The organism is Glaciimonas immobilis, assembly GCF_011947285.1.
In the GTDB taxonomy this organism is placed as follows: domain Bacteria; phylum Pseudomonadota; class Gammaproteobacteria; order Burkholderiales; family Burkholderiaceae_D; genus Glaciimonas; species Glaciimonas immobilis.
Window position 1 is genome coordinate 88,837 of the sequence record NZ_JAAOZT010000013.1, and the last position, 21,483, is coordinate 110,319.

General features: G+C 51.3%; 19 protein-coding genes. 7 read left to right on the top strand and 12 right to left on the bottom strand.

The features are described 5' to 3' along the window. Nucleotides 1-642 precede the first annotated feature (642 nt). Complete coding sequence (locus HAV38_RS19275) at nt 643-2,877, top strand: NADP-dependent isocitrate dehydrogenase (RefSeq protein WP_168057030.1); 2,235 nt, start codon at nt 643-645, stop codon at nt 2,875-2,877. Nucleotides 2,878-3,039: 162 nt separating this feature from the next. Here the strand turns inward: HAV38_RS19275 and HAV38_RS19280 are convergent, their stop codons facing one another. From HAV38_RS19280 to pcaH, 11 genes are all read right to left on the bottom strand, one after another. Next, on the bottom strand, nt 3,040-3,594 hold the full coding sequence (locus HAV38_RS19280; protein ID WP_209216819.1) for a DUF2380 domain-containing protein: 555 nt from the start codon (nt 3,592-3,594) through the stop codon (nt 3,040-3,042). Between the two features lie 102 nt (nt 3,595-3,696). Continuing rightward, nucleotides 3,697-4,083, bottom strand: coding sequence for a DUF4405 domain-containing protein (locus HAV38_RS19285; protein WP_245182461.1), 387 nt, complete (start codon nt 4,081-4,083; stop codon nt 3,697-3,699). 108 nt (nt 4,084-4,191) lie between these two features. Continuing rightward, a complete protein-coding gene (locus HAV38_RS19290) occupies nt 4,192-5,031 on the bottom strand; it encodes an FAD:protein FMN transferase (protein WP_168057032.1) in 840 nt (279 codons plus the stop codon). Continuing rightward, nucleotides 5,028-5,564, bottom strand: coding sequence for an FMN-binding protein (locus HAV38_RS19295; RefSeq protein ID WP_168057033.1), 537 nt, complete (start codon nt 5,562-5,564; stop codon nt 5,028-5,030). The genes HAV38_RS19290 and HAV38_RS19295 overlap by 4 nt, the downstream gene beginning before the upstream one ends. Nucleotides 5,565-5,579: 15 nt before the next feature. Continuing rightward, complete coding sequence (locus HAV38_RS19300; RefSeq protein ID WP_168057034.1) at nt 5,580-6,869, bottom strand: hypothetical protein; 1,290 nt, start codon at nt 6,867-6,869, stop codon at nt 5,580-5,582. Between the two features lie 503 nt (nt 6,870-7,372). Next, entirely contained in the window at nt 7,373-9,505 is a 2,133-nt protein-coding gene (locus tag HAV38_RS19305) for an EAL domain-containing protein (protein WP_245182462.1), read from the bottom strand. 1,092 nt (nt 9,506-10,597) lie between these two features. Next, entirely contained in the window at nt 10,598-10,864 is a 267-nt protein-coding gene (locus HAV38_RS19310) for a hypothetical protein (RefSeq protein WP_168057035.1), read from the bottom strand. 62 nt (nt 10,865-10,926) lie between these two features. Further along, the gene (gene pcaCD, locus HAV38_RS19315; protein ID WP_168057036.1) at nt 10,927-12,189 is read right to left on the bottom strand and encodes a bifunctional 4-carboxymuconolactone decarboxylase/3-oxoadipate enol-lactonase PcaCD; all 1,263 of its coding nucleotides are present in this window, start codon (nt 12,187-12,189) and stop codon (nt 10,927-10,929) included. After that, the gene (locus HAV38_RS19320; protein WP_168057037.1) at nt 12,186-13,598 is read right to left on the bottom strand and encodes a lyase family protein; all 1,413 of its coding nucleotides are present in this window, start codon (nt 13,596-13,598) and stop codon (nt 12,186-12,188) included. The genes pcaCD and HAV38_RS19320 overlap by 4 nt, the downstream gene beginning before the upstream one ends. A gap of 36 nt (nt 13,599-13,634) precedes the next feature. Beyond that, nucleotides 13,635-14,153 (bottom strand): peptidase associated/transthyretin-like domain-containing protein, encoded by a 519-nt coding sequence (locus tag HAV38_RS19325; RefSeq protein WP_168057038.1) that lies wholly within the window; start codon nt 14,151-14,153, stop codon nt 13,635-13,637. A 10-nt stretch (nt 14,154-14,163) separates the two neighbouring features. After that, nucleotides 14,164-14,856, bottom strand: a complete 693-nt coding sequence (gene pcaH, locus HAV38_RS19330; RefSeq protein ID WP_168057039.1) for a protocatechuate 3,4-dioxygenase subunit beta — start codon at nt 14,854-14,856, stop codon at nt 14,164-14,166. A gap of 375 nt (nt 14,857-15,231) precedes the next feature. On the opposite strand from pcaH, the gene HAV38_RS19335 reads away from it, so the two are divergent. Further along, on the top strand, nt 15,232-15,969 hold the full coding sequence (locus tag HAV38_RS19335; protein WP_184013474.1) for an IclR family transcriptional regulator domain-containing protein: 738 nt from the start codon (nt 15,232-15,234) through the stop codon (nt 15,967-15,969). Between the two features lie 90 nt (nt 15,970-16,059). Here HAV38_RS19335 and HAV38_RS19340 read toward each other — a convergent pair whose 3' ends face one another. After that, a complete protein-coding gene (locus tag HAV38_RS19340) occupies nt 16,060-16,842 on the bottom strand; it encodes an IclR family transcriptional regulator domain-containing protein (RefSeq protein WP_168057040.1) in 783 nt (260 codons plus the stop codon). Nucleotides 16,843-16,972: 130 nt separating this feature from the next. Between HAV38_RS19340 and HAV38_RS19345 the strand changes: the two genes are divergently transcribed. The 5 genes from HAV38_RS19345 to HAV38_RS19365 all read left to right on the top strand — a co-directional run bounded on the left by HAV38_RS19345 (nt 16,973) and on the right by HAV38_RS19365 (nt 21,425). Continuing rightward, nucleotides 16,973-17,857 carry a 4-hydroxyphenylpyruvate dioxygenase gene (locus HAV38_RS19345; protein WP_184013469.1) on the top strand — a complete coding sequence of 295 codons (885 nt, stop codon included), beginning with the start codon at nt 16,973-16,975 and terminating at the stop codon, nt 17,855-17,857. After that, entirely contained in the window at nt 17,850-18,698 is an 849-nt protein-coding gene (locus HAV38_RS19350; RefSeq protein ID WP_168057041.1) for a shikimate dehydrogenase family protein, read from the top strand. The genes HAV38_RS19345 and HAV38_RS19350 overlap by 8 nt, the downstream gene beginning before the upstream one ends. Then, nucleotides 18,695-19,582, top strand: a complete 888-nt coding sequence (locus HAV38_RS19355) for a sugar phosphate isomerase/epimerase family protein (protein WP_168057042.1) — start codon at nt 18,695-18,697, stop codon at nt 19,580-19,582. Before HAV38_RS19350 ends, HAV38_RS19355 begins: the two co-directional genes overlap by 4 nt. A gap of 74 nt (nt 19,583-19,656) precedes the next feature. After that, complete coding sequence (gene aroQ, locus HAV38_RS19360) at nt 19,657-20,124, top strand: type II 3-dehydroquinate dehydratase (protein ID WP_168057043.1); 468 nt, start codon at nt 19,657-19,659, stop codon at nt 20,122-20,124. Nucleotides 20,125-20,303: 179 nt separating this feature from the next. Beyond that, nucleotides 20,304-21,425 (top strand): porin, encoded by a 1,122-nt coding sequence (locus HAV38_RS19365; RefSeq protein WP_168057044.1) that lies wholly within the window; start codon nt 20,304-20,306, stop codon nt 21,423-21,425. The last annotated feature ends 58 nt before the right edge of the window (nt 21,426-21,483 follow it).

Sequence of the window (21,483 nt, forward strand, 5' to 3'; positions counted from 1 at the left end):
TGAAGAAGATCATGTGAGTTAATGCACCTTGATGTATTACTTTAAAGTTTTTACTTTAACTTTTTTACTTAAATTATCACATATAAGTATTTGTTTTTAAACATAAATTTACCTAATATCTTTCCGAAAATATTTTTATGCAACTGACCTCAACCTTGACGGGGTGTTAGAAATCGGGCGGCCTGCACTCTGGACCCTTTTATGAGAGGTCTTACCATACCCAACTTATTGCGCTTTAACCAAGCACCTGTCACTGCAACGTAAATTCCATTAAGTAAATGTAGTGTTGCGCCATATATATTGCTGCATATAAGGATGTTTTCTCCAGAACTTAACGCACCAATTTAGACCAAGGTACAGTTCCTAAAAATAAAGATGCCCAAAATAGGGGGCAAGGCTACGAGCATATAAGATTTCACCTTAAAAATGGTTTTCATTCGCGTTTTGTTAAGCACTGATAGCAAAGTGGGCCTAAAATTACACCTCTGGATGACGAGATGACCATTCCAGGCATTATTCCTGCAGGAACTGGCTATACAAGCCAGTTTAATTTGCCGGTAATAGCGCGTTTTAAATAGATAATCGGGACAACCGATACAATGACGCCGCAAACCTCAATACACCAATAGCTAGGAGTTTATAGTGACCGCAGGCAAATCAACTATCATTTATACCCTTACTGACGAGGCGCCGCTTTTGGCGACTAGTTCTTTTTTGCCTATCATCAGCACTTTCACCGCTCCGGCCGGTATCGATATCGTGACGAGTGACGTGTCCGTCGCAGCACGAATTTTGTCTGTGTTCTCCGATTGCCTCACTGCAGAGCAACAAGTGCCGGACAATCTGGCCGAACTGGGTCGTCTGACGCAGGAACCTGATACCAATATCATCAAATTGCCGAACATCAGCGCTTCGGTCCCGCAACTAATCGCGGCGATCCGCGAATTGCAGGCCCGTGGCTATAACCTTCCTGATTTTCCTGATGCGCCGAAAAACGAAGACGAACAATCAATTCTTGCACGCTATTCAAAGGCGCTAGGTAGTGCGGTTAATCCGGTATTGCGCGAAGGCAATTCGGACCGACGTGCGCCTGCTGCAGTTAAACGATTTGCACGCAAGCACCCGCATTCGATGTCCAAGTGGAGTCCTGCATCGCGGACTCACGTGTCGCATATGCATGGTGGTGATTTTTATGCCAGCGAAAAATGTATGACGCTAGAGAAAGCTTGCGATGTCAAGATGGAACTCGTCACTGGCGATGGCAAGGCAGTCGTTCTGAAGAGTAAAGTTTCGTTGTTGGCCGGTGAGATCATCGACAGCATGTTCATGAGCAAGAAAGCGCTGTGCAAGTTTTACGAAGAGCAGATGGAAGATGCGCGCGAAACCGGCGTGATGTTGTCCTTGCACGTTAAGGCCACGATGATGAAAGTCTCGCATCCTATCGTTTTCGGTCATGCAGTTAAAATCTTTTACAAAGAAGCTTTCGAGAAACATGGCCAACTGTTTGAGCAACTGGGCGTCAACGCCAATAACGGTTTAAGTAGCATCTACGACAAGATCGCGACCTTGCCAGAATCCAAGCGCGATGAAGTCATTCATGACTTGCATGCGTGTCATGAGCATCGCCCAGAATTGGCGATGGTAGATTCCGCCAAGGGTATTTCTAATCTTCACGCGCCAAACGACGTGATTGTGGATGCATCGATGCCAGCCATGATCCGTTTAGGCGGCAAAATGTGGGGCGCAGACGGGCGTCCAAAAGACACCAAGGCGGTTATTCCGGAAAGTACTTTTGCCCGTATTTATCAGGAAATGATTAACTTCTGCAAGACCAACGGTGCATTTGATCCGACCACTATGGGCACTGTACCCAACGTTGGCCTGATGGCGCAAAAGGCTGAAGAATACGGTTCGCATGACAAGACCTTTGAAGTGCCTGCCAATGGCGTCGCGCGCATCGTTGACTTCGATGGCAACGTGTTGCTGGAGCAAAATGTAGAAGAGGGCGACATCTGGCGTATGTGTCAGGTTAAGGATGAACCGATCCGGGATTGGGTCAAGCTGGCGGTTAACCGTGCGCGTCTTTCAGGTATGCCAGCAATTTTCTGGCTCGATGAGTATCGCCCGCATGAAGCCGAATTGATCAAAAAGGTAAAAACTTACCTGAAAGACTACGATTTGGCTGGTCTGGATATTCAGATCATGTCGCAGGTGCGCGCTATGCGTTACACGCTGGAGCGGGTGATCCGCGGCAAGGACACGATCTCGGTCACCGGTAATATTTTGCGCGATTATCTGACTGACTTGTTCCCGATCATGGAACTGGGGACCAGTGCCAAAATGCTGTCGATCGTGCCTTTGATCGCTGGCGGCGGGATGTTCGAAACCGGCGCGGGCGGCTCGGCTCCCAAGCATGTTAAGCAGTTGGTAGAAGAAAACCACTTGCGCTGGGATTCATTGGGCGAGTTTCTGGCATTGGCAGTGTCGCTGGAAGATGTCGGTATCAAGACCGGTAACAATAAAGCCAAAATTTTGGCCAAGACCCTTGATGACGCGACCGGTAAGCTGCTGGACAATAACAAGTCGCCCTCGCCACGCACCGGCGAACTGGATAATCGCGGCAGTCAATTTTACCTCGCCATGTACTGGGCCCAGGCTCTGGCGGAACAAACTGGCGACGTGGAACTGCAGGCGCATTTTGCACCGCTGGCTAAAACGCTGACCGAGAACGAAGAAAAAATTGCGGCAGAATTAAAAGCGGTTCAGGGTCATCCGGTCGATATCGGCGGTTACTTCCTTGTTGACGACGAGAAACTCAAAGCGGTGATGCGCCCAAGTGCTACCTTTAATGCCGCATTAAGCGCTGCGCAAGTCTAACCACGTCAGATGGAACGCGTGCCAGTATCAACGCACGCGTATTTAACTTATTGCGCTAAAAACCACCTCGGCAAGCTTTTGCTTCTCGGGGTGGTTTGACGTCAAATCCAAGGATAGTAGCGTCGGCCCAAAGCATAAAAACCGCCTTAGTGGAGCTAAAGGTTATTTTTCTGCCGGCGCGACGTTTGGGGTGTGACGTATCGTATCGTTGATTTGCTCTGCCAGATGATCAACTCCTTTTGGCGTTAGTTTTTTTTGCTGGCCTTTGACCTCAACCGAGTACAGCCCCACAACCTGTTTGGTTTTAGTGTTGATCAATTGGGCTTTTAAGTAGACGAACAAAAAGCTTCCCTTGTGCACACGCCCGACAACGATCCAGTCTGCGCCGACGCTTCGGCCCAGATCGGCGGCAACGTCGTGATGATCGTAAATATAGCCAAATGCCCCGTTGGCCTGATCTTGTGACTTAGGGGCGACCTCCACAATCTTATATCCGCCTCTTGCCAGTAACGCCTGCTGTAACAGAGATTTGATCTGCGACGTGCGCTCCACCTCATCAGGATTAACCGGATTAGCAGTTAGATTAAGCGTCAGATCATTCAATTCAAAATCGAGAACAGCGATAGACATATCTGCGGCTGAAGCATTAAAAGCAGGAAGAGGTCCTAGTAACATCACTATTAGAGCGTAACGAAGAAAAGAATAGACGGAATTCATTGCATCTGTGCCTTATGCTATCGATGGGAAGTGGTAACACTGTACGGTATTAATGGAATCGGCCACCAGACAATCCATAAGACATTTACATTTCTACTTCATCTATGTGGCAACACCATAAGAAAGCCTTCCAAGATAAATATGCAATATCAACATGATCGGGAATGCGAGACCCAATGTCCAGTGGCCTATTGACCAAGCGGGGCGAGTCGATTCACTTGCAAGGTAATACAGTGCATAACCACTAATCGTCAGCAAAGCCAGCAGGGCCAACATCGTCCAACCCGAATAGCGATTGCGTTGTGCCTTGTTAGCACGCCGGATGTGGCTGTTGAGCAAGCTCCCGATAAAAAACAAGGCTGCCATAGCAGCGGCGCCATGCAGTTTCATCGTCCATGGTTCGATCGGATTGATAGTTTCACCAAACTCGCCTGCGACGTGCATAAAATAATGCGCGACCAGCCACGCGGCGCCGGTAACTAAGAGCAAGCCTGAAATGCCATACACCCAGAATCGGTGCCACCGCTCTAGGCGAAACCGGCTGATTTGAGAGCGAGAGCTGGGGTGATGTAGGCTGGGTTTGGAATGGCGCATCAATCAGATTATAAAAGCAGTAGCGTCAAATTGTTGCAAAATTTCTAGTGTTGGATTGCCGCTCGCCAACACCACCTTGGTCAACGCGTCCGCTAGCATGCAGCTCGGCGCCAGCACTGATGCACTAATTTGCTTAATGATTGGGCTGCCATTGCGACCATCGATTAGCGCCGAGCAAGTCTGGTCACGCACCTGCTTTTGCGTGAAATAGCTGCCAGAGGTTGCCAAAGCGGCATTTTTCAATTCTGTACAAAAACCAGCTACCAACCGCGACCGCGGGTCGCGTATCAGCACCGGGTAAGCAATGTCACCGTAAGCGCGCAAGTCCCCACCGGCATTTACGCAAGCCGAACGAATGCCCATCTCTCGCAATGCAGCGATGGCAATATCTACTGCATAACCTTTGGCGATACCGCCGAGATCAACCCAGACCTTGCCGTTTTTTCTAAGCTGGCATTCTCCCTCCATTACCAGCGCCGCAGGCCCGGAAATATATTCCGGTAGCGCGCCATCGACGGCGGGCAAATAGCCCCATTCAACCAATTTTGAGGCACAACAGATATCAAATACACCTGCCGTTACCACGTGCATCATCAACGCGGTACGCATCACTTGCGCCGTGTGTGAATGAATGGCAATTGAAGTCCCGACAGCCGCGCGATTGATACGCGTCACATCGCTGCCCGGGTTGCTGGCCATATCGTGATAGCTCATCAGTCGATGTATTTCCGCGATGCCAGCGAACGCAGCATCGAAAGCAAGCCCCACCTCTGCATCACCTAACGGGTCAGCAATTGTGACCTCTACCAGCGTACCCAACCAGGGCTGGGCTCTGCGTCTCATTTTTTTAACATGATCTGTGCGATGGCAGCGATACGACGCACGCCGTCAGTTACATGCGTGCACGACAAGGTCGCGCCGCTGATGCTGGCGATACCATTGCCGACGTATAAGCCGGAGGCAGGCGTTTTGCCAATGAATTGCTTGCGCCATGCAGGGCTTTTGATTTCAAAACCATGGCTTTCACGATAAGTCAGAATTTCAATTTGCTTGATGCTGGCGTCAGCATTAACCGCCACCGCATACGATATCAACTCGAACTTGCCGACCACATCATCAAGCACAACGTAGCCCAGCCGGGTGTCACTTTTGTAGGCGGCAAACACCCGCCAGCCCACCGAGCGCGCCGGCAGTCCGGACAGTTTTTCGACCTGCTGCATCTGCTCGCCAGATAACTGCAGATTGGCATCCTTAAACACCGTCGCGTCGGGGAACATGACCTGCTGCGCCTGCTCGACAGTCAGATATTGGGTGGCGAATGCGGCCGAACTTGCACTCGTTGCCACCACCAATGCCGCCAAATTTAACGACTTCATCCTAAATGTCCGTCATTAGAAGTCATAACCGAGCCCCAAATCAAGGCGATCACGCGTCTTATCTTGCTTGAATTTCTGGTAATCGGCTTTTAACACCACGCCTTCGCCGATGTTGAAATTAGTACCGATAGTCCATACGCCTTCATTTGGTCCTGTGGCAATATTCAAACCGGAATAACTATTTCCCGTGTTGTATTTTTCAAAGCGCAAAAACGGTGTCAGCGTGTAGTCAGAGGATTTCCACAACTGATAAGCCGCCTGCGCATACCAGCCATAGAACGAAGATGGGACCGGTGTCGGCTGGCCTGCAAAGGTCTGATTTAGGGCTGTGGTATTGCTAATCGTGCCGCGTGCATAAAGCGCCGACAGATCCCACTTGCCAGGCGTGTAACGTGCATGTAAATCCCATATGGTTATGCGCGCATCCTGCGCAGCAAAATCTGCGGTCTTATGACCAGCCTTACCTGTAAACACAGATCCACCCAGCAGCAATCCGGGTACGCCCCGCCAATTCAGCGCCCCAAATACGCTCAAATCGCGTGACTTGGCCTGTTGCCCCTCCTGATGGATGCTAGACAATGGCGATGTGCGTCCGTCGGTCGATGATGCATCCCACTTGGTCAGGTCGAAACCGGTCGTTAGACCAGTATCCCAGCTCAGGCCGTTATCAAAGGTGGACGACAGGCCCAAACCGGCCTCGCGCCAGGTAGATGGAATGATCGCTGTTTCGACGAAGTTACGAAAGACACCGTAGTAAGCAGTCGGTTCGTGATTGGTATTCAATAACCCTGCCGGAATCAGAAATAAACCACCCTTGGCCCGCAGGCCGTTATTGAATTCTCTTTCGATATACAGTTGTTCTACCGCGGTCTCGCCTTTATCGGTGGCCGAAGTGACCGCATGCTCCCACTCAAATTCGGCCACCATTTTGGTCTTTTCGTCAAAACGATGCGTAATGCCGATCACCGCCCGGGCGACATCAGCTTTTGATCTGCTGGCATCTTTGCTCGGGCGGCTGTAATTGACTTCGCCATAGCTGGACAGCACAGTATTGGGGCCAAGTGACATCGGTGACGCGCTGGCCACCTCAGTCGATGCTACTGGAGCGACCGCCGCAAGTGCATCCTGGCGCTGTTCAACGGTATCGGTTTTTTTTCTGGTGGCGGCCAGTTCTGCTCTAAGCTGTTCCACTTCTTCAGCCATTCTATCGAGTCGCTTCAGCAAATCCGCTTCGCTGGCGGAAGCCATCAATGGCATCGCCATCATAGTCAAAGCGATGGCTTGCGCCTTGAAATTTTTTCTCATGGTAGTTGTCTTCCTCTAAACGAGTTTTTGAGCTAAGTTGCTGTCCTTCAATGTTTCATCAAATTTTACGTGGGCGCGCAAAGAGATTGTCCAAACTGGAGGGACATTCACAAACGTTTTGATTACTGTCATTGATTAGGCGTGACCAGAGCAAAGCAACTCCGGGCCCTTAGTCTTAAAGTTTTGTTCCGAAACACTCGGTTACGAATCATAATAAGAATGATTTCGATTTGCAATCAAATTTTTTGTAATTTTTTTTTGAATCAAAGGTGTCTTGGGGGAGGTCACAATCTCGACCTCGAAAGCGACCTCTAAGAATCCGCTTTTGACGCAATGAGGTTTCGAAGCGAAGAATTCGATCAGTGTCAAAGTCAACAGGACCCGGTTGCGCCCTTGCTAATCAATGACAGCAATGGCACGCGCCCGCAGAACTCCGACAACTCAGCGCACTTGGTACGCGCACAAAATCCCATTCACCCTCGACGCTTACCATTTTCCAATTTTTATTCGTTCTTAAGTCTTTCAACTTGTGACAGCAATGCGTCAAATTCCGTGATTGGTAACGGTTTGCTAAACAAGTGGCCCTGGTAATGTGAACATCCTTTGTCGAGGAGAAATTGGCGTTGCTCTTCCGTTTCTACGCCTTCCGCAATAACGTCTAAGTTTAAACTGTGTGCCATGGCAATGATGGCGCACACGATCGCTTTGTCGCTGCTATCGGTGACGATATCGCGTACGAAAGACTGATCAATCTTCAACTGGGAGATCGGCAGACGTTTGAGGTATTGCAACGACGAGTAGCCAGTGCCAAAGTCGTCGAGAGAAAAGCCGACGCCTATATCTTTTAATGCCGTCATGGTAGTAATGGCATTCTCAATATTTTTCAGTAACGAGCTTTCGGTAATTTCCAGTTTAAGTCGTGCCGGATTGATGGCATGGTGTTGTACAAGTGACTGCACTTGAGCGACAAAATCAACCTGATGGAATTGGACGGCACTAATGTTGACCGCAAGGACGAGGTCACGCATTAGCACGTCTTCTTGCCATAATTTGAGTTGGATACAGGCAGTCTCCAGCACCCAATGCCCGATGGGCAGAATTAATCCGGATTCTTCCGCCAGAGGAATAAATTGTGCGGGATTCACCAAACCGCGATCAGGATGAATCCACCGAATCAATGCTTCTACGCCAAAGCGATGGTGCGAACTGTCTACCTGAATCTGGTAATACAACCGAAACTGCAGGCCTTCAAGTGCCTTGCGTAAATCGCCTTCAAGGGAAATGCGGGCATTAATGACTTCTTGCATCCGGGGGTTAAAGAATCTCAGCGTATCGCGGCCTGCTTTTTTAGCCTGATACATGGCGATGTCGGCGCGTTTTAGCAGTTCTTCAGCAGACCTGCCGTGGTTTTTAAACAGGGCCGCACCGATACTGGCGGTGCTGTGATATTCGTGCGTGGCCAGCAAATAAGGCTGATTAAGCATAGCGAGAATTTTATCGCCGACGGCTTTTGCCTGAAGCCCGGCTTCAATCGGTTGTTTGCTCAAGTCAGCGAGCATCACCACAAACTCATCGCCACCGAGTCGTGCCACGGTGTCGCTATCGCGCGTGCAAGCTTTTAGGCGTTGTGCGGTCTGTTGTAGAAGCAAGTCGCCAAAGTTATGGCCGAGCGTGTCGTTAAGGTCTTTAAACTTATCCAGATCAATGAACATCAACACGCCGTCTTGACCACTCCGTTCACTTGACGCAAAGGCATGATGGAGCCGATCCAGCAAAAGCCGCCGGTTAGGTAAGCCGGTAAGCGTGTCGTAGAAGGCTAGGTTATTGAGCTCGGTTGCAAGTATTCCTTTCTCTTCATTTTGAAAGGCAAGCTCTTGGTTGGCAATGACAAGCTCTGCTACGCGTTTTTCTTTTTCTCCATTCTGAAAGGCCAGTTCTTGGTTGGCGATGACTAGTTCCGCCGCACGCTTTTCTTTCTCTTCGTTTTGAAAGGCGAGTTCTTTGTTGGCAATAGCCAGCTCCGCCGCGCGTTTTTCCTTCTCTTGATTCTGAAAAGCCAGCTCTTTATTGGCAATAACCAGTTCGGCCGCACGCTTTTCTTTTTCTTCGTTCTGAAAAGCCAATTCTTTATTCGCAATGACCAGTTCTGCTGCGCGCTTTTCTTTTTCTTCGTTTTGAAAGGCCAGTTCTTTATTTGCAATGGCGAGTTCTGCCGCACGTTTCTCTTTTTCTTCGTTGTGAACCGCAAGTCCTTTATTGGCGGTAACGAGCTCTGCTACCCGTTTTTCTTTCTCTTGGTTTTGAAAGGCCAGTTCTTTATTGGCAATGTCCAGTTCCGCCGCGCGTTTTTCTTTTTCTTCGTTTTGAAACGCCAGCTCTTTATTGGCAATGACCAGTTCTGCTGCGCGCTTTCCTTTCTCTCCATTTTGAAAGGCAAGTTCGTTGTTGGCAATAGCCAGCTCCGCCGCGCGTTTGCCTTTCTCTTCGTTTTGAAAGGCAAGCTCCTTGTTGGCAACCCCCAGTTCTGCTAATTCCGATAATCGTTTCATATTAAGCCATCCCTTTTTTGGCTGCTGCCCGAGGACGGATGCAGTTGCGTAAATTTTTTTCTTAGCTTCAGTAGCGACGCGGTGCAACGCGAGATGAGACAGGGCACAAAAGAGGGCACAGAAGAGGGCACAGAAGAGGGCACCAAAAGGGTGGCGAAATGTGGAAAAAGTAATACTAAGCGAGCGTTGCTCATTTTTTCACCTGTTCGGGTAACAATGCTGAGCAAATAAAAATACTTAGCAAGTAACAGTGCGGAGGTACAGGCCCGATAGTTTTGACAGCCCACTTCCTATGTGCAGCTAGCGGGCGTCAATGCGATATAAATGTTGCTTAGAAACCCCCGTGGTCTTGATATCTTGAGAATTTTAAGCATCATTTAGCATCAACATTGTTGGATTCTCATCGTTAAATTGCCTAACGAGACCGATGGTAAGCCGATTGGGTTACCGGGAATTATAACGCCCTCTCCGCAGGCATTGCAGGAAAGAAAGCGTATTATCGCTATAGATATAAATAGTCGGGTAAAGGTGCCGATCAGACGTCGTTAATATTTGATAATGGCGTTATCGTTAAGTTTTCCGCACGGCAATTACTCAAACGGTTGGGGCGTATTCGCATTTATCCTGAGGAAGTCCTTGCAGAGCAGCCTCAAACATTCAAGCTCCTTCATAAAATATGCCTATAAAAAGTATCGAAGACGATTCAGGGATGCATTGTGTTGATTTTATGGATCATCCTGACGGAACCTTTAATTTTAGAGTTTTTCGTAAAGACCCCGAGGATCTATGAAGCTGGACGCTGGTTGGCGATTATTCTGGACTTCACTTTCAGAGCGAGAATGATGCTTTTCGCGCAGCGGCCGAAAAGGTTCCGTGGCTAACCGAAGTAATCAACTTGCAGCCTGTTGCTCTCGCAGAAAATCGTTGATACCGTTCGATGCCGTGGCAAAGGCTGACTCTGCTATCGGCATTAAGCCAATCAAGGCAAGAATAACAAGTATTTTTAGCACAGACCCTAGACCCTGGACCCTTGGATGCGCGCGCGTATGCAGGCGCATATCCTTTTTTTTTATTTAATTAAACGGGTGCCATTTTTATAATTTTTGCCCGCGTTCCCATGCATAACAAAATCAACGGTTTCATTTGTTTTCTCCCAAAGGTCGAAAAAATAGATGGGCGTTAAATTGCTTGCTGTTGTTGCTTGCTATTGCCAGCGACGATTAGCCATTCGTCGGATCTGTCGTCCAAGCTGCCTCCTCCTTGATCCCAAAGCGGCTTTGTGTACCGTAATTTGGGAAAGCGCCAACTTTGCTCGCTGAGATTTTTTGGATCGGAGGCGGTCAACTTTAGCGCGTCCGAATGGACTGTGTTGGCAGTGTAGAATGTTCGCTCCTCAGCGCGACCAGCCTGGGCAGACATCGCAACTGAGACAGGTTCGTGGCGCACCTTGCCGCTCAGTTAGCCGGGACGCGGGACAGGGGGATGTCAGCCGACAAGCCCTCATCAAATCACAACTCGCGCAAAAACGCCGTAACCGCCAGCGCAAAAGCTGTCGGTTGCTCAATTGCACTTAAATGCGACGCGTCTTTTAGTACGACGAGTTGCGCCTGCGGAATTTTATCGACCAGCGTTTGCGACATCTCCAGCGGCGTACCTTGATCGCGTTCTCCCGCAATTACAAGGGCCGGAACGCCAATTTGCGCCAGACGCGCAAGCGTATCCACGTGGCCTACCGCGTGACAGCAACCGATGTAGCCGATAGCATCGGTGGTGGTCAGGCGTTGGCGGAAGCGGGTCACGGTGGCGCTGTGTTCGGCGCGGAACTGTTCATGAAAATAGCGTCCCATGACGGCATCGGCGATGGCTTCGATTCCTTGCGCAGAGACAGTCTCCACCCGTTGTTGCCACGCTTCGCGCGCTGCGTCAGGGTAACCATAGGTGGTATTGGCGATGATTAGCGCGGCGACTAGTGATGGATGACGCAACACTAGTTCTTGTCCGACCATGCCACCCATCGACAGCCCGATCCAGACTACCGGGCCCGAGTCCAGTTCACGCAACAGGCGCGCCGCATCGTCGGCCATTTCGGCGATGGTGTAATTGCCGAGCGGCGCATCGGAGCTGCCATGGCCGCGCTGATCGTAGGTAATCACGCGGCAATCCGCGGCCAGCAGGTTCGCCAATCCGTCCCACATCGTTAAATCGCAACCCAATGCATGGCTAAGGACGATGGTTTGGCGCGGCGACTTGCCGTTACGCGGAGCGCGCACGCTGTAATGCAGTGCGGGTTTGCTGGTGGTGATGCCTTCATGTCCAATCCCCGGATGGCAGGTGTTGGCGGGTAATAATGGCGCTAACGGATAACCGATTTGCGCACCGATTTCACGCAGAAGCTGTTGCGCATGGGTGAAGGCGGTGTTGGCTGCCGGTACGCCTGCATAGATCGCCGCTTGCATTAGTACTTCTTTCACTTCGTCTGGCGTTAAACGTGTCTCGGCATAGCCCAATAACGCGGCCCGCAGATGCAGCTCAAACTCTTCCCAGCGGCTGAGGGACATGGTGATGGCGAGCACGATGATGCGGCGTGTTTTGGCGTCCAGGCCCGGGCGTCCCCAAATTTCATTCCAGGCAAACCGGGTGATTAAATGTTGAAATTCTGCGTTGAATTCGGTGGCATTGTTGACCGAGCGGTTGACCCATTCATCCCCGAGTATACGTCGGCGGTTTTCCATGCCGCGTTCAAAATTATGGTCAACAGGGTCATAGCTCATGATATGTTCGCTTTCAATAAAGGGATTGAGGGTAGAGGAGTCAATGTCGCCATAACCTCCCTTATCTTTTGTATTTGTGGACGTGCCAGGGCTTCCGCAGGCGTCGTGGCAGCGACGGGATCGAAAAGGTTCTGCAGCACATCAAGATCGATTTTATCGCGCAGGCGACCGTCCTTTTTCACAGCATCAATGACCACGACATCCAGACCGGAGCCGCTGGAAACAGCCTTTTGCGTAAGTTGTTCCATCAAGCTATGCGCTTGCGGTCGGCCTATCGCGGCAGCCAGGAAAATCGATACGGCCTCCGCGAATACCAAGCCTTGCAGCCCGTCGATATTACGGCGCATGCGTGCGGTATCAACCTGTAATCCGGCCATCGCCTCAGACAGCGCGCTTAATGCTCCATGCGCACTGAGAAATAGTCCCGGCCACTCGGCCAGTTCGGCCTGCCAATTACCTAAACCGCGTTCATGTTGCTGGCCCATGCTTGCCAGTAAAGCCGCAGCGTGATGCGGGGTGCGGGTGGTGGCTGCCAGCGCAATCATGGATGAGACCGGATTGCGTTTATGCGGCATGGCCGATGAACCGCCCCGACCACTGCCGGATGGTTCGGCCAGTTCGGCGATTTCTCCCTGCGATAACAGGCTAAGATCGGTTGCGATCTTACCCAGACTGCCGACCAGCACGGCGACTTCCATTCCTAATCGCATCCATTCGTCGCGTTGGGTATGCCATGCGGCGTCCGCAATCGCTAATCCAAGATCGGCGGCGACCCGGCGCATGACCGCAGGACCTTGTGCGCCCATCACCGCGAGCGTGCCGACTGCGCCGCCCAACTGAAGTTGCAACGCACGTTGCGCGGTCTGCCGCAATTGCACCCGGGCGCGCATTAACGGCGCGGTCCAGCCTGCCAGCTTGAAACCGAAGCTGGTCACCTGCGCCGGTTGCATCAATGTGCGCGCCAATATTGGCGTGAATAGATGAGATTGCGCCAACGTCAGCAAACTTTCTATCAGCATGTCGAGACCGTCGTCCAATAGCTTCAGTGCCTGACGCGTGACCAGCACCATACCGGTATCGATCGCATCCTGACTGGTGCTGCCCCAATGGACAAAGGTCGCGGATTCCTGACTGAAGAGCGCGACGGTCTTGGTCAGCTCCTTGACCAGCGGAATGGCGAGGCTGCCAGAGCGTCTGCTGGCGTGCACGATCGCCGGAATATCATATAACTGTGCGTTACAGACGTTGGCGATGGCACGGGCTGCCGTGTCAGGAATAATCCCTTCAGCGGCCTGCGCGCGTGCCAGAGCGGCCTCGAAACTGAACATGGCTTGCACGACGGAAGCATCGTCAAACACGGCGATCATGTCTGGCGTGGTGAGAAAAGTGTCAAATAGAGAAACGCTCACATGAGCTCCGTTCTACGCGTAGTAGGGGTGAGAAAATTAAACGTAATCGAAAAATACGGTTTCCTGGTCGGACTGCATCCAGATATCCCAATGATATTGACCTTCAGCCTGTTTGCGCGCAATTAAGGTGTCGCGTCGTTCCGCAGGCACCTGTTGGAGGATCTCGGATTGAGCCAGTCCGCTGTCATCGTCAAGAAACACAGCGGTGAATTGATGCTTGCCAAGGCCGCGTGCGAATATGGTCGCATACAACACGGGTTTGCCAGCGGTAGCGGGAGTCGGTAGCGACACTTCGATGCGAAAGCCACCCTGATCGTCGCTGGGAATACGCCGAAATCCGGGTATCTCTTGTGAGGACTCAGCTGCAATAGCATCGGGAAGCCATGCTTCAACCCAACCGTCGTTAATCGGCGTGCCGTCGCCATCGCGCAACACGCCGCTAATGGTGATGATTGGTGCTTTGCTGATCAGTGTTTGGGTGGCGTCAACGGCCCAACGCCATGCTTCGTGCGGGAACGGACCGATGGTCTGGGTGGTGGTGATAAGCGAGGTCATGTGATTTCCTTTAAAGATCCATCGGCGTGGCATCGCGCCCACGCAACACAATATCAAAATAATAGCCGAGCATTTTGTCACTGACCGTCTCGTCCATGCTAAAGCGTGCGATCAGGCGGTGACGTGCGGCCAGATCGGGAATACTCTGAAAAATCGGGTCGTAATCAAACAATGGATCGCTAGGGAAATACATCTGCGTCACTAACCGTTGCGCATAAACGCTACCAAACAACGAGAAGTGGATATGCGCCGGACGCCAGGCCTTGGCGTGGTTGCCCCACGGATAAGGACCGGGTTTGATGGTCACAAACCGATAACGACCATCATCATCAGTCAGCATCTTGCCGGAGCCGAAAAAATTTGGATCGAGCGGCGCGGCGTGTTGGTCGCGCTTGTGCCAATAACGGCCTGCAGCGTTACATTGCCATACTTCGACCAATGAGTTGCGCACGGGTTTGCCGTCTTCATCGAGTACACGTCCGGTAACGACGATCTTTTCACCCAACGGTTCGCCCTGACCTTGCGCGGTCAAATCATTATCGTGCGGCAGGATCAAACAAGTAGACGCGGCGATATTGGTCTGGACCGGTGCCGTAGCGCGAATCCGCAGCGGTTCATGGGTCGGGCCACGTTTATGGGTGGATGTGTAGGGTGGATAGATGAGGGCTGGATAAACCCCCGGTTCTGTTTGGTCGAATCTCATGTATTGTCTCCTTCTGGTAGATAACCGTCATTGGATAGCGCGCTAAATATTTAGCGGAATTTAGTCAAATTTGGCGGACCATATTGTTATGCTGCAAATGCGCAGACTTTGAAATCAGGGCAGCGCAATGACTTAAATTGATGCAGCGCTTAAGCACATTTCATAATGAGTATTCAGATAATAGATGAGGAATTGACGGTAAACAAGGTAGCCCGGTATTGCGATAGCCGCCTATCGCCCTTTTTGTGCGACAATCGCCCAAAAAAGGGGTTTTCTGTGCCAGCATCTATTCCACCAAATAAGAACAGTCAAACCGAAGCAGCATTACCACATGCTGAAGACGCTGCCGTCGATAATGGGCCGCTAAAGCGTGACCTGATCTCCGGTCTGGAAAAAGGTTTGCAGGTCATCGAAGCTTTTGATCAGGAACGATCAAAACTCACCATCAGCGAGGTGGCCCAGCGCGTGGGCCTGACGCGCGCGGCCGCCAGACGATACCTGATCACCCTGGCACATCTGGGCTATATGCGCCATGAGCAAAAGGTATTTTCTCTCACGCCGAAGGTGTTGCGTTTGGGGCAGTCGTATTTACATTCGGCACGCTTACCGCGCATCGTGCAACCACTGTTATACAAACTGGCGTACGCGTTGGAAGAAGCCGCTTCTGCCGGTGTTCTGGATCATGATGAACTGGTGTGCGTCGCTGCCGTCAGCGCTGGTCGGCTGGTATCGGCGACCCTGCAACCGGGAACACGGGTGCCAGCGTTTTATACCGCCAATGGCCGGGTGCTGTTGGCGAATCTGCCTCAGCACCAGATTAACGCGATGTTGGATCGATTGCATTTTGAACCCGTTACTGTGCATACCATCGTGAACAAAGAGCGGCTCTTGTTAGAAATCGCCCGTACGGGTGCCCAAGGTTATGCCGTGGTGGATCAGGAGCTTGAACTGGGTTTGAGGACGATTGCGGTACCGCTCAGAAATTTTCGCGGTGAAACTGTGGCTGCGGTGAACGTCAGCGTGCACGCGGCGCGCATGCCTATTGTGGATATCGTTGAGCGTTGCCTGCCTGCGTTGTTGAAGGTGCAGATAGAACTGGCTGCTTTGTTGTAATTTGGTACGTCCACCTTGCGCTGGGTGCTTATTTTAGAGCGTGTAAATAATTATGTCTTTAGACGCTTATTTATTCATCTATTTATCCACCTATACCCACAACATCAACGTATTGGCCGTCGCCTGCAATGCAGGGACGCAACGGGCGATAGCGTCGGCGCGGGAACAGCTTGAAATCATCATCGACACGCTTAGCGCACCGATCAGCGCACCACGGCGACTCTTAACCGGTACCGAAATGCCACGAAATCCTACTTCATATTGATTTTCCGTTATCCCAAAACCATCTTCGCGGATAGCGATCAGTTCTTTATACAACTGTTCTTTATCCATCACCGTCAAATGGGTGTAGGCGATTAATTCAACCCGCTCCAGATAGGCGCGCAATTCAACATCCGGCTTTGCTGACAATAGCACTCTGCCAGCGGTAGAGGTGTAAGCGGGCAAGCGCGTCCCCGGTTCAAATCCGGTGGTAAGCAGTCTTGGCGCATTGACTCGACTGACATACACAACGTCATCCCCTTCCAACACGGAATAGTTGGTTGATTCTTGCAATTGCAAAGTAAGGCGCTGCAGAAAAGGTACTATCGCTCGTGGCAAACGCGCGGCATCGAGATAGGAGCGGCCTAAATTCAGTACCTTCGGCGTTAGCCAAAAATTGCTGCCATCGGTCGCCGCCAGACCAATATGTACCAGCGTTAACAGATAGCGGCGCGCAGCGCTGCGGCTGATGGTGACTTTTTCAGCCAGCTCGCTGGCCGACATCCGCGCTGTATCATCGTTAAAAGCGGTGATGACATCGATGCCTTTAATCAAGCCATCAATCAGATCGCGCTTCGCTATTTGAATATTGTGCAATTCTGGCTTTTTCATCTGAAAATAATCCTGTTCTTGTGCGCTAATCGCGCGCGTTGAGCGATTAGCGCAGTATAGCGGTTTTTCACGCCTATTTTTTTAATCAATGGCTCCTATACTTGGCTTATCAAATTCGCCAAGGATCATCATGATTGCGCAGGAGCACAACCCAGAACCTAATAACCCACTCGGCATCGACGGGATTGAGTTTATTGAGTACGCAACGGCACAACCGCTGGCCTTTGGCGCATTACTCGAAAAAATGGGTTTTGTGTCCACCGCGCGTCATCGCTCGCGTGAGGTGACGTTATATCGACAAGGTTCGATGAACGTGATTGTAAATGCCGACCCGCGGGCCTTACCGCAATCCGACAGCGAACAGCAACCGACGGTGATCAGCGCGATCGCATTGCGCGTACGTGATGCCGACGTGGCTTACCGCCACGCAATTTCTATGGGGGCCTGGGCCATCGAAACCCGGGCCGGCGTCATGGAACTGAATATCCCCGGCGTGCACGGCGCTGGCGATTCAATTTTGTACTTCGTCGACCGTTTTCAGGATTTCTCAATATACGACGTGGACTTCAAACCTATCCCCAACGCGCCCGTAAATCCGCCTGCGGTGGCAGGTTTGCATTTTTTTGGCGTGGTGCAAACCATCGGGCGTGATCGTTCGCCGGAATGGATCGACTTTTACGAGCAATTGATGGATTTTCGGTTATTGCCGCAAGGCCACTATTTTGGTGTATTGCCAAAGGGAACGTTGCTTGAGAGTCCGTGCCATCAGTTTTATTTGCAATTAGTTGAGCCACCTGACGGCGCAGCCGGTTTGCAATGGGACGAACAACTGATACGCGTTGGCCTCGGTGCGCCGGACGTTCTGGCGGCGGTGCGCGAGTTGAAACAACGCGGGATCATTTTTATCGACCGGGAACCCACCCAGGTCAACGAAAAAGGTGCGTTGACACAACTTTATAAAAGTGGCGTGAGCTTTGAGCTGGTCGTCAGCGATCTGGAGAGTAAAAATGCTTGATATTACCGGTACCACCCGCATTTTTCCTGTGATCGGCTGGCCGGTCGAGCAAGTGAAAGCACCGACATTATTCAATGCCTACTTTGCCCATGCAGGGATAGACGCACGCGTCATTCCGCTTAAAATTGCGCCGCATTTATACAAAGACGCGGTGCGAATGTTAATGTCGATGGAGAATGTTGGCGGCATTTTCGTGTCCATTCCGCACAAGCCCATGAGTATGGAGGCGGTTGACCAGCCGACTTCACGCGCTTTATTAGCGGGTGCCTGTAACGCAATTTATAAAGCCGCTGATGGCCAGACGTTAATCGGTGATTTGATTGATGGCGAAGGGTTTGTACGCGCCTTTGACCGTACCTGCGGCAGCACCTCGTTCAACTGGGCAAATGCGCACGCTTTGGTGGTCGGCAGCGGCGGTGTCGGCTGCGCAGTCGCGGCATCGCTGGCGACCCGCGGTATCGGTCATGTAGCCATTTACGATACCCGCCTGCCCCAGGCAGAAGCGTTGCGCGCACGCCTGCAACAGGCGTTTCCAGAAACCGAAATAGTTATCGGCAAGCCTCAGGCCGAAGGATATGATCTGGTGGTTAATTCCACGCCGTTGGGCATGAATCCGGACGATCCTTTACCACTTGATTTAAGCAATGTGTCGCTTTCCTGCATCGTTGCCGATTGCGGTATGAAAACCGAAATGACGCGCTTGCTAACAGAAGCGCAAGCACATGGCTGTCGAATTCAGAAGGGCCGCGAAATGATGATTGAGCAAGCGCCTCTTTACCTGGAGTTGTTCGGCTGGCCCGGTGTTTCTTCGGATGATTTTCGTGTGCTGGGGGCAATATGAATCTGAGTAATTTTGGCATGGATAGCATCACGCTGGCGGGTCCGCTTGAATCGAAACTGAGTGCCTCCAAAAGCGCAGGTTTTACCCAGATTATGTTGTGGGCCAAGGATCTGGCAGGTCATCCGGGCGGCTTGAACGAAGCAGTCCGTCTGGTGAAGGCTAGTGGCATCCGCGTTACCGGTATTCAGGTCATGCGCGATTTTGAGGGTTTGAGTGGCACTTTGCACGAGTACAAACTAGATATAGCCAAGAATTTGCTGCAAATGTGCAAGGCCGTCGGTGCGCCTTTGTTGATGGTGTGCTCCAGTACCTCTGCACATGCTGTAAATGATCGGCCTTTGATTGCCGCCCAACTGGCTAAATTAGCTACCCTGGCGATACCGCTGGACGTAAAAATTGGGTACGAGGCGTTGTCCTGGGGCCGCCATATTAATCAATACTTGCAATCATGGGAGGTGGTTGAATTAGCCGATCACTCCAACCTTGGCGTGGTCATCGATTCTTTCCACATGCTCGCCAATCAGGCTGATCTGGACGGCCTTGTGGATATTCCAAGCGATAAGATCGCGATGGTGCAGCTGTCCGATTATATGTGGCGCGATATTCGTAGCGCAGAAGAGCGTTTGGAAACAGCACGGCATCTGCGCGTGTTTCCGGGGGAGGGCGCGCACTCGCAAGAACTATCCGATTTGTTGCGTCGATTGGACCGCGGCGGTTATCGCGGTGATTATAGCTTTGAAGTGTTCAATGATGACTATCTGCAATTGTCGCCCGAAATCGTTGCGCGGCGCGCGCATCGCGCTGCAAAATGGGTGACCGATCAAGTGCTGCGCCGTAGTTTGCAGGTGCTTCAGCCAACCGCTGATCACCCGACGATGGCGTAGCGTTAAGAACGATATAAACATAATAATATCAAGCCGAAAAAAAATAATAACGCGGCGAATAAAAGGAGACAAGTATGACCACACGCCTAAAATCCGTTCTCGTTATCAACGGACCCAATTTAAACTTGCTCGGACGCCGTGAACCGGCGGTCTACGGCGCTCAGACGTTGAGCGATGTTGAGACCATCTGTCACGATGCCTGCCATACGCACGGATTTACGCTCGACTTTCGTCAGTCCAATCACGAAGGTGTATTGATCGACTGGATCCATGAGGCAGGGCTGGCACAGGCGGCAGGTACATTAGCCGGGGTGATATTAAACGCCGGTGCTTACACGCATACTTCGATTGCTTTGCACGATGCCATTAAAGGCGCTTCGGTCCATCTTATTGAGCTGCATATTTCCAACGTCCACGCACGCGAAGAATTTCGCCACCACTCTTGGATATCACCGGTCGCACATGGCGTGATAGTAGGTTTGGGAGTGCAAGGATATGCACTGTCAGTGGCTGCGCTCGCTTTTCAGCCTGCGCCGCATTAAATATTTCAAAAAATACCCGATTTAGGTTGGCCCGGCGACGCTATTAATCACTACTTTTAGTGCTGAAAATTGCGCCGGTTTGAATGAAGGTGGTCCTCAGTCTGAGCGCTATCGAGGTGGGAGATGACGCTATGTTTTTGCGGCGTGTCAATCAACATAGTAAAAAATCAGGAGATGTTATGAAAAAAAAATTTGCCGCGGTTTGCGGATTGGCAGCGTTTTGCACCCTTGCACAAGCACAGTCCAATGTGACAATTTACGGAGACGTGGATCAATATATCGGTTACATCCACAGCAGTAGCGGTGAGAGCGTCACCGGCTTGAATGATGGCGCGATTTTGCGCAGTCGCCTTGGCTTTCGCGGGGTCGAAGATCTGGGCAGTGGCTATCAGGCCAAGTTCACATTGGAGCAAGGATTCGGCGCTAATACCGGCGCTCTGGCTGATGCGCCGCGCATCTTTGACCGCCAGGCCTGGATAGGTATCAATACCCCGGGCGGTGAGTTCCGTATCGGGCGCCAGAACACCATCATTTTCTTTATCGGCGGTGCCATTGATTACACCGAACGCACTACCTTCGGCTCAATCATCAATACATTTGGGGTGCCGTCGCGCTACGACAATGACATCTCGTACAAATCACCGCGCATTGCCAATTTTCAGGTCGATCTGCATTACGCGATGACTGAAACCGCCGGTGAGAACATTGGCACACGCGGCGTGTATCAGGCTGGCGTCGATTACACTAACGGGTCGTATCGTGCAGGTTATGCCGGGTTATGGGCTAAGCCGTTGGCCAATGCTGTGTATGCGGACGCCGTGGTGTACCACAACCTGTACGCCGACTACGATTACGGCAAAGGTAAAGTGTACCTGGCCTATGTGCGCAGCAATAATGTGACCGGTAATGCCAACGGTAACAATGCCACCGGTATCCTTAGCAATGTCAGCATCCCAACTAACGCATTTCCAGGGAGTAACCCTGGCGTCTTGCGGATGTATAGCATCTATCAGGTATCGGCTGACTACCGTCTGTCGCCACAGTTACGGATCGGCGCGTTGTATGGCGTAATGAAGGACACTTCCAATAGCGATGCGGGCGCAAAAGGCGGCAACGTCGGTGCTTATTACGAGATGTCAAAGCGAACCACGTTCTATGGTTTTGCCAATTACATGAAGAACGATACCAATGCTGGTTTTCGTTTCAGCGGATCAGCGGGACCTACAGCTAATCTGGCGGGTACGGATATCAATGGCAGACGTCTGGTTGGTTTGCAGGCCGGTGTCTTGCATCGGTTTTAAAGTTTTCTGCACCGGGAATTTCGGGAGTATTCATTCATTCGGAAATCCTGGCTAACTA

Excerpts from the sequence above, each read along its gene's own strand:
- pcaH (WP_168057039.1), bottom strand. The coding sequence starts at position 14,856 with ATGAGATTCGACCAAACAGAACCGGGGGTTTATCCAGCCCTCATCTAT.
- HAV38_RS19325 (WP_168057038.1), bottom strand. The coding sequence starts at position 14,153 with ATGACCTCGCTTATCACCACCACCCAGACCATCGGTCCGTTCCCGCAC.
- HAV38_RS19345 (WP_184013469.1), top strand. The coding sequence starts at position 16,973 with ATGATTGCGCAGGAGCACAACCCAGAACCTAATAACCCACTCGGCATC.
- HAV38_RS19340 (WP_168057040.1), bottom strand. The coding sequence starts at position 16,842 with ATGAAAAAGCCAGAATTGCACAATATTCAAATAGCGAAGCGCGATCTG.
- HAV38_RS19290 (WP_168057032.1), bottom strand. The coding sequence starts at position 5,031 with ATGAGACGCAGAGCCCAGCCCTGGTTGGGTACGCTGGTAGAGGTCACA.
- pcaCD (WP_168057036.1), bottom strand. The coding sequence starts at position 12,189 with ATGAGCTATGACCCTGTTGACCATAATTTTGAACGCGGCATGGAAAAC.
- HAV38_RS19365 (WP_168057044.1), top strand. The coding sequence starts at position 20,304 with ATGAAAAAAAAATTTGCCGCGGTTTGCGGATTGGCAGCGTTTTGCACC.
- HAV38_RS19300 (WP_168057034.1), bottom strand. The coding sequence starts at position 6,869 with ATGAGAAAAAATTTCAAGGCGCAAGCCATCGCTTTGACTATGATGGCG.
- aroQ (WP_168057043.1), top strand. The coding sequence starts at position 19,657 with ATGACCACACGCCTAAAATCCGTTCTCGTTATCAACGGACCCAATTTA.
- HAV38_RS19280 (WP_209216819.1), bottom strand. The coding sequence starts at position 3,594 with ATGAATTCCGTCTATTCTTTTCTTCGTTACGCTCTAATAGTGATGTTA.
- HAV38_RS19350 (WP_168057041.1), top strand. The coding sequence starts at position 17,850 with ATGCTTGATATTACCGGTACCACCCGCATTTTTCCTGTGATCGGCTGG.
- HAV38_RS19355 (WP_168057042.1), top strand. The coding sequence starts at position 18,695 with ATGAATCTGAGTAATTTTGGCATGGATAGCATCACGCTGGCGGGTCCG.
- HAV38_RS19295 (WP_168057033.1), bottom strand. The coding sequence starts at position 5,564 with ATGAAGTCGTTAAATTTGGCGGCATTGGTGGTGGCAACGAGTGCAAGT.